General features: G+C 37.8%; 9 protein-coding genes. 1 reads left to right on the forward strand and 8 read right to left on the reverse strand.

Annotation, left to right across the window (positions count from 1 at the left end):
* Positions 1-13: 13 nt before the first annotated feature.
* Positions 14-163, forward strand: coding sequence for a dienelactone hydrolase family protein (locus tag EI164_RS14020; RefSeq protein WP_318779556.1), 150 nt, complete (start codon positions 14-16; stop codon positions 161-163).
* Between the two features lie 117 nt (positions 164-280).
* Here the strand turns inward: EI164_RS14020 and EI164_RS14025 are convergent, their stop codons facing one another.
* The 8 genes from EI164_RS14025 to EI164_RS14060 form a co-directional block, all read right to left on the reverse strand.
* Positions 281-925 carry a DUF938 domain-containing protein gene (locus EI164_RS14025; protein ID WP_192520548.1) on the reverse strand — a complete coding sequence of 215 codons (645 nt, stop codon included), beginning with the start codon at positions 923-925 and terminating at the stop codon, positions 281-283.
* 78 nt (positions 926-1,003) lie between these two features.
* Positions 1,004-1,468 (reverse strand): flavodoxin family protein, encoded by a 465-nt coding sequence (locus EI164_RS14030; protein WP_192520549.1) that lies wholly within the window; start codon positions 1,466-1,468, stop codon positions 1,004-1,006.
* Between the two features lies 1 nt (position 1,469).
* Positions 1,470-1,883 carry an OsmC family protein gene (locus tag EI164_RS14035; protein WP_192520550.1) on the reverse strand — a complete coding sequence of 138 codons (414 nt, stop codon included), beginning with the start codon at positions 1,881-1,883 and terminating at the stop codon, positions 1,470-1,472.
* A gap of 229 nt (positions 1,884-2,112) precedes the next feature.
* Entirely contained in the window at positions 2,113-2,778 is a 666-nt protein-coding gene (locus EI164_RS14040; RefSeq protein ID WP_192520551.1) for an MAE_28990/MAE_18760 family HEPN-like nuclease, read from the reverse strand.
* A gap of 2 nt (positions 2,779-2,780) precedes the next feature.
* On the reverse strand, positions 2,781-3,851 hold the full coding sequence (locus EI164_RS14045) for a DUF262 domain-containing protein (protein ID WP_225739313.1): 1,071 nt from the start codon (positions 3,849-3,851) through the stop codon (positions 2,781-2,783).
* Between the two features lie 823 nt (positions 3,852-4,674).
* Positions 4,675-5,316 carry a glutathione S-transferase family protein gene (locus EI164_RS14050; protein ID WP_192520552.1) on the reverse strand — a complete coding sequence of 214 codons (642 nt, stop codon included), beginning with the start codon at positions 5,314-5,316 and terminating at the stop codon, positions 4,675-4,677.
* Positions 5,317-5,434: 118 nt separating this feature from the next.
* The gene (locus tag EI164_RS14055; RefSeq protein ID WP_192520553.1) at positions 5,435-5,788 is read right to left on the reverse strand and encodes a hypothetical protein; all 354 of its coding nucleotides are present in this window, start codon (positions 5,786-5,788) and stop codon (positions 5,435-5,437) included.
* Between the two features lie 81 nt (positions 5,789-5,869).
* Positions 5,870-6,214 carry a hypothetical protein gene (locus tag EI164_RS14060; protein ID WP_192520554.1) on the reverse strand — a complete coding sequence of 115 codons (345 nt, stop codon included), beginning with the start codon at positions 6,212-6,214 and terminating at the stop codon, positions 5,870-5,872.
* Positions 6,215-6,399 lie beyond the last annotated feature (185 nt).

A 6,399-nucleotide genomic window follows, 5' to 3' on the forward strand; every position in this document is an offset into this window, starting at 1 on the left:
TCTTTGGGGTAGTATAAACCTCTTATGCACTGTCCAAGTTTATTATGCCACTACAGGTGCACCCCATGCCTTTAGCGTATTCGGTAGTGATAGATATGATGCACGTGCAGATGAGCGCTCTTGGAAACGTTATTTGGACTTTTTAGCAGAAGAATATAAATAGTCTAACCGCGTAAAAAATAAGAACGCCTAAATAAGAAGACCCAAATAAAAAGCCACTTCAATCGATCATCTTCTGATCTTAATTGAGGTGGCTTTTCTGTTCTAAGAATTTGATGCTTTATATTTTTTGAAATACCAATAGTTGATTATTGGCAGGCATTGCATAAGTATTATTCAGTTGCAAATGATGTTCACTTGCCAAACTGACAATGTCCTCTTTATGGCGAATACCACTATCAGGATTGCCTGCTCTCAACATCGCATCAAATCGCTGATTGCCCTCACTGGTATATTTACCATCTTCGTTAAACGGGCCATATACGATCAGCTTTCCACCGATAGGGAGCGCATCACCAGCCAATGCAAATAACCGTTCAACCAAAGCCCAGCTGATAATATGCAGCGTATTAGCCGTAAACATTGCATCATAAGGTAAGTTTAACTGGCTATTGACAGGTACGGCATCCGTACTCAAATCAAACGCTAAAGGGGCATATAGATTGGGCGCAGGGTAAGCATGATGCCAAGCTATTATGTGCCGATGATTACTAATCACATCGCTCGTTTGCCATTGTAGCTCAGACAGATTGGGCGCAAAATGCACACTATGCTGACCAGTTCCAGAGCCAACCTCTAGCACATGTCTAAAGCCTTGTAGCTCAATTTGCAGCACTTCTAAAATAGGCTGCTTATTATTCTCACACGCTTGAGAGACTGGCAGTGCAGCGATGTCCACTTTATTATTCAAATCATCATTATGCATTACGGCTCTCTCCAAACTGTCTATGGTACTTTTGGCAGTAGTTGCATATATCAACAAGCATTGCCAAACAACTCACTATCAGTAAATACCTGCTTCTACCCCAGCAGCTAGCGTCATGGCAAGCTCTTCTACTTGCGCAGTGAAGCTCTCTTGCCAATCGCCCTGTAGTATCAGCGCCTCTTGTACCCAAGACCAGCGCAATCCCGTGGTAATGGTTTTGAGCGCAAGCTTGGTACCCGTACCATCATGCCCTGCCCGTATGTATACCGCAAATGGCATGCCCTGCTTTTCTTCTAGTACAGGATAGTAGCAACGATCAAAGAAATCCTTGGTCAGCCCTGCCATATACGCTAGGTTTTCGGTCGTACCTAGCAGTAACGCATCAGCAGCTAATACGTCTTCTGGCTGCGTGTCCTGCGGTGATTTCAAAATGACAGCGATATCTATATCAGAATGATTGGCACCGTCATAAGCTGCCTGCGCCAATTGCTGAGTATTAGGCGATGGCGCATGAGCGACGATGAGTAGAGTCTTAGTAGACATACTAAGCGTCAGTGCCGTTGTTAAATACTAGATTTTGAGTAATGGCAGGATCCAAGCTGTTGCCTACTGGACACGTTAACGCTGCTTTATAAAATCGTTTTAAGGTGCTCTCATCCAACACACGTGGAAAATTAACGATAATGTGTATTTCACTCACACGCCTTGGTTTGGCAGCCATGACTTTGGTGACTTCTGCGGTCGTACCTGAGATATCGATATCCATCGCTTCGGCTTTAATACCGATAATCGTTAAGATACAACTGCCCAGACTGGTGGCTAGCAAATCAGTGGGAGAAAACGCTTCGCCCTTACCGTGATTGTCCGTCGGTGCATCGGTGATGATTTGATTGTTAGACTGTAGATGAATAGCTTGTGTGCGTAAATTACCTTGGTAGGTTACTTTCGATGTTGTCATGGCGCTTCTCTTTTATAGTTGTTGTTTCTAGATTACTTCTTTTTAAAATATTAAGTGGCACAGGCTATTTTCTGTTAGGTTTAAAATTTGATTACTAATACCACCTGTTCCAATATGCCATATATTTTTTATATGATAGCCATTTACATTAACTATTTTCTAGTAAAATTCAAAAAATACACGTAAACGCACCACGTAACTCATGCCTCTCTCAAGTTCTTAATCTATATTATGTACTGCCAGTATAGAGGTAAGATTTCGTATTAGAGCTTTCTCGAAACCCCGCTACAATATGAAAACAAAGCTTTTCAATATCTATTACTCGCTGGTTAAGAATACTGAATGTATATCGCCCTCCGATGTCAGCGGCTTTCTCACGGCCATGAGCAATAGCGTTTCTATGTTCTTTAATTTCATTCAAAATCCAAACATTTATACCTTCAGGTATAGGGGTGCCCTCAAGATGAAAAATACCCCATATATCTTCTATTTGTTTATTCGAAATATTTATACCATCTGTAGGAAACACTGAATTATCTATATCTACTGGTTCAGACGAAAACAGTGCATCAAAGAATTCTTTCTTCTTGTCCCATACTTTCTTCTTGCCGCTTCCAACTAAAGCATTAAACTTTCCATCAAGAACAGTACATAATAAATATCTCTGATAGTCCATCGGCTTCAGCTGTTCCTGCCTTAATATTTCTAAATATCTAGAAACCACACTAGTAATCGTGTACTCAATAGACGAATACAATGATACGAAAAGATATCCTTTTTGGATTTTAATCAGTTCGGAATTTTGATTATCTAGTTCAAGACTCGAAATGTGACTAATCAATTCTTTTGACTGATTGAGTCTATCCATTATTTCCAATTCAACTGATTGATACATAACTACTTAAACCTATCGTAACAATAATCAATTCTTGCATTTAGTCTAGGTCTAGAGTTTGTTGCACCAGAAGTAAGCTGGGTTAATTCATCATCATCTATCCATACTGATACATTTTTACCTCGTATATCTATACCTTCTTCTATTGCATCAGCAGCTCCAATCGTTAGTGCTTCAAACAAATTAAATGGAGTTGTTGTTCGAATTCCTCTTTTAATTCCATCTGGAAGTTCATATGCTAAGGCCTCAAAAGTCTTTTCAAACGTAGAGCGATTTTTTTTGTAATCAAAAGAGGTAGACGCATCCGCCATATAGTCATTTAAAAAACTAACAACACTATGTTCAAATCTATTTCTATTATTCTTGTATGCAAAAAATCTGAGTATCAACTCATTCTTCGTACCATCTTTGACTTTTGCACTTGGAAGATTAACTACAGCATTGAAACATTCATTTTGTGCTAACTCACTAATAAAGTCGTTAAATTGCCCACGAAAAACACATGATCTAATTTCTTGATCTGTTAATTTAATACCACCAGTATTTAATCTTTCAAAAAGATCAAACCGAACTTTTAAATCACTTTTATCACTTAACGTAGTGACTTTTAAAGGTCTGAGAGAAAATTTCAACTTTAGAGTTTGTGGTAAATCATTGAAACTAGCACCGTTATACTCACTTAAAACACTTAGTCCACTTAGAACTAATGAATTTTTAAATCCGAACTTCGCTAGTTGGTACTCATTGCCAACAAAATGAATTAAAGAATTTAAACGCTGAACTCCATCTATAAGTTCCCAAGAACCATCTTTATTTGCAGCCATAAATAGACTTGGTACAGGAATACCTAAAAAAACAGACTCTATTAACCTTGATTGATTTTCTTTAGGCCACCTGAACTGACGTTGATATTCAGGAGCAATATCTACAATACCTTCATCTGTCATTGAGACCAACTCTTTAACTGAGATATCAAAGGAGTCAAAATCAACTTTCCTAGTTTCTTTGTCTAGTTGGTTAACAAAATCTTTCATAATCTCTCCTGATTTCTTATGAGAAACTGCATTTTTCATTCTAAGTTCCAACTCTTTATTAGGTTCTAATCTTACAATAGTAGCACGAGCTAATAATATATCGAAGAAAGCCTAATGATATACTTTTTATAATTTTAAATAATAAACCTATAAAAAAATACGCATCTATAAATTCATTAGAACTATAAATATAATCTATCAAGTATTTTATAATAGAAAAATTTTATGCACATAGAAAAGCCCTTGACGAATTAACGTTGGGGGCTTTATCTAGAATAGAGAGCTGACGATGACCTACTCTCACATGGGCGCACAACACTACCATTGGCGCTACGATGTTTCACTTCTGAGTTAAAATATAAAATAATAGCTAAAGCCTAAATGTAGTTTTTGCAAACTGACGACTCTATCTATTTGAGGATTAAGCTGTTCAAATAGTAATATCTATGAAAACCTAATAGCCACAAACTCACCTTCCTTAAACAATTTATTAGCTAAATCTCGCTGAAATGTACGTCCAATAACCTAAGAGCAGTATGAACAAGCCCCAAGACAGTAAAAAGCATAAGTAGTACGACTCGCTATCAAGTGCCACATAATAGTAAATGGCCAGTCCAGTACTCACTAACAGAGAGACTGAATATGCGATAAGTAAGGTAAACAGAGCGGTATTTTCAAATTCGGATAAAACGGGGCTATTCTCTGCACAAATATAAAAGAGAAAACCAAGTGAAAAAGCCCCACCAATCGTAATATGCAAAAATGATATTAGAACCAGTGACCAAATTGACATAAGTTTTCCCTTTGCTGCCTCAATTCTTTCTTAAAAATTCTGAGTTATAACGTTGATAACTTAGTCCGGTTATATTTTAAATGGTGTCAGATCTATCTTTTCAAACTCACATACTGCTTTTATACTAGGATTTTCACTTAATCGATTTAGATACATTGCCAAGTTTTTATAGGTCATAGGCGACTTTTCTGATACCAATGACCACTCCGCCAACATAAATAAGAAATAATCACATGCCGATAGTTTTTCACCAAGCAAAAACTCATTAGACTCCAGCTGATCATTAATAATAGACAAAGCCTCTGCAATACGATCATCTTGAGCAGATATAACACTTGGTATATTACGTTCATCATTGGTGTGACGATGTGGATAATAACGAACCATCAGCTCCGCTTGCAATGTGTTGTTTAAAAATGCCAGCCATTGAAAAAACAACGGGCGTTTAGGGTCGCCAAGTGCAGGTATCAACTCATACTCTGAATATGATTCACAAATATGAATGCAAATAGCAGGACTCTCAAAGATTGCCTGCCCATCATCAACCAGCGTTGGAATACGTCCAGCAGGATTCAACCTCAAATAATCAGCTGATTTGTGTCTGTTACTCTCTCTTTCAACCAGTATTAATTCATAATCCGCCTGTACATGATGCAGCAAAAAATGTGGCGCTAAACTCGCATTGTTCGGATAATAGTAAAGTTTAAACAAAACAGACTCCATTCTAAGGCTGAAAGAGAGCGATAGTAATTTACTATCTGGCTGATTAACTGACTGAGACATATTTTAAATCAAAGCTTAATCGCTTAATAGAAGCTCACTAGTGGCTTTAGCTGTTAAATCTGCTTCTAATAGCAGGTTCATCGTTATTGATGCTTTTGATCGTCTCAAACCCTTCTTTCGTACCAAAATATAGAGCATCTGTTTTTTTCTCTCTATAAAAACGCAGTTCATCGCCATTACTATCAGTTAGCGTAAACTCATTAAAGAGTTTTTCCCAGTGCGCTTTCTTTTCAGATTCGTTATGATCCGCTTTAAATGTCGGCTTTAAAATATACGCAAGGTCGTGGTCTTCCTCAGTGGTTAGCAAAGGCAATAACTCTTTATGCGTGGTTAGATATAGACATATTTTTTCGATATCATCTAAAGTTTCTTTGCTATCAGTTAGTTTGATAATTAACATCGGTTTATATCCTCATTTACTTTTTAGCTTGCACTTTATAAAGCATTGTTTAACTTGCTGCCATCTGAGTCAGATCAGATGCTATTCCATCTGCCATCTATTATCTACCCATACCGCATCATTGTCATCTAGATGAACGTGCCATTCTGCATCAGCAACCACGAGACGAATCTCAGTCAGACATTGTAGCCAATGATTGATGCTATACATCAGGACCTCCACATCTACGCTAGCAGGCATTTTAGTAGCACCTGCTAATATCACTTCTGACTCACTATCATCATAAGCATAGAGATCAAAAGATTCCGCGTCTTCTGCATGTTCAAAGCTATCATTATATTTATCAATGATAAGCGTAATGTCTTCTTGCTCCTGCTCAGTCAAAAGCGTCGTACGCTCAGCGGTATAGTAGAGAGAAACGCCCATAACATGCTCCTAAATATAAAAGTAATTATGAATAGTAACACACAGAGCCGTGCCTAAGAATTAAGAAATCTAGCACTTTTTCACAGACAAAGAAAAGCCCCTTGATACAAGGTATCAAGGGGCAAATCAGGAATAGAGAGCTGACGATGACCTACTCTCACATGGGCGAACCCACACTACCATTG

The sequence above is a fragment of the Psychrobacter sp. FME13 genome, from assembly GCF_014861395.1.
Classification (GTDB): Bacteria; Pseudomonadota; Gammaproteobacteria; order Pseudomonadales; family Moraxellaceae; genus Psychrobacter.

Bases quoted from the DNA above. Each gene is read 5' to 3' on its own strand.
- EI164_RS14025 (WP_192520548.1), bottom strand. From the start codon at position 925: ATGCATAATGATGATTTGAATAATAAAGTGGACATCGCTGCACTGCCA.
- EI164_RS14030 (WP_192520549.1), bottom strand. From the start codon at position 1,468: ATGTCTACTAAGACTCTACTCATCGTCGCTCATGCGCCATCGCCTAAT.
- EI164_RS14035 (WP_192520550.1), bottom strand. From the start codon at position 1,883: ATGACAACATCGAAAGTAACCTACCAAGGTAATTTACGCACACAAGCT.
- EI164_RS14040 (WP_192520551.1), bottom strand. From the start codon at position 2,778: ATGTATCAATCAGTTGAATTGGAAATAATGGATAGACTCAATCAGTCA.
- EI164_RS14045 (WP_225739313.1), bottom strand. From the start codon at position 3,851: ATGAAAAATGCAGTTTCTCATAAGAAATCAGGAGAGATTATGAAAGAT.
- EI164_RS14055 (WP_192520553.1), bottom strand. From the start codon at position 5,788: ATGTTAATTATCAAACTAACTGATAGCAAAGAAACTTTAGATGATATC.
- EI164_RS14060 (WP_192520554.1), bottom strand. From the start codon at position 6,214: ATGGGCGTTTCTCTCTACTATACCGCTGAGCGTACGACGCTTTTGACT.